This window comes from Pseudonocardia sp. Ae150A_Ps1 (assembly GCF_001932315.1).
Lineage (GTDB): Bacteria > Actinomycetota > Actinomycetes > Mycobacteriales > Pseudonocardiaceae > Pseudonocardia.
Window position 1 is genome coordinate 1,989,721 of sequence record NZ_MCIJ01000001.1, and the last position, 1,035, is coordinate 1,990,755.

1 protein-coding gene and 1 pseudogene are annotated in these 1,035 nt (G+C 70.0%); both read left to right on the forward strand.

Translation table 11 applies throughout. From position 1 onward, the window contains the following. Positions 1–285: integrase core domain-containing protein (locus Ae150APs1_RS09080; protein WP_139317635.1), on the forward strand; the 285-nt coding region annotated here is incomplete at its 5' end. Positions 286–503: 218 nt separating this feature from the next. Further along, a pseudogene (locus Ae150APs1_RS32690) lies at positions 504–1,035 on the forward strand (cell division protein FtsK); the annotation flags it as partial.

Consider the following 1,035-nt stretch of genomic DNA (forward strand, 5'->3'; position numbering starts at 1 on the left):
ACCTACACCGCCGGGGCGTTCACCGCGCTGTGTCGGCGGCTGGAGATCCGCCAGTCGATGGGTCGGGTCGGGTCGTGTTTCGACAACGCCGCGGCGGAGGCGTTCTTCTCCAGCCTGGAGTGGGAAGTATTGTCCCGCAACGACTTCGACACCACCAGCAGGGCGCGGGCGGTGGTCATCGACTGGTGCTACGGCTTCTACAACCACCGCCGGCGACACAGCGCCGCGGGCGGGCTCTCACCGATCAACTACGAGAACGCCGCTCTCACCCGAGACGCGGCATAGGGAACCCTCCACGATCTTGGGGGAACCACAGGCACCGGACCGGGCATGGGTGTTGATGGTGGGGCGGGTGCGGTGTGGTGCGAGGTGTGTCTGACCCCGCTGGATGAAGTGGCGTCGGCGCCGCGGCGGTGTGGTGATCATCGCGGGCAGCTCGCGTTGGTCCCGGCGCCGGTGGTGTGTGGGCCGCGTCGTTCCCCGGAGCGGGACGGGGACCGGCGATGACAACGACGACGGCGGGTGCTCTGGTCCTGGCCGGGTTGGTGGCGCTGGCGGCGCTGGCTGGTCTGCACTGGTTGGGGCAGTTCTTCGGCCGGATCGCTGAGGGTCTGGCGACGATCGCGGTCGTGTTCGTCACCGTGTGGCTGGTGGGCAAGGCCACGGTGATCGTCGCGGTGTGGGTGGTCCGGCATTGGCGTACCACGATCACGACGGTCGGGGTCGTCGGGTGGTGCTGGCTGTGGGGCTGGCCGTCGCTGCTGGTCAGCTGTGTTGCGGCGGTGCTGGTGCTGTCGGTGTGGTGGTGGGTCTCGGTGGTGTCGTTCGACCGCGGGGCCGGACGCCACCTGCGGGCGTGGTGGCTGCGCTGGGCGGTCTATGCCCCTCGGATGCCCCGCTGGCTGCGTTCGTGCAACCTCACGGTCCCTGATCGGGTGGGGCCGGCGGTGGCGCAGGTGAATCCGTTGCGCCGGAATCCGTTGCGTCGGACCCTGGTGGTGTCGCGGGCGCGGCCGGTGGCTGATCAGCGCCCCC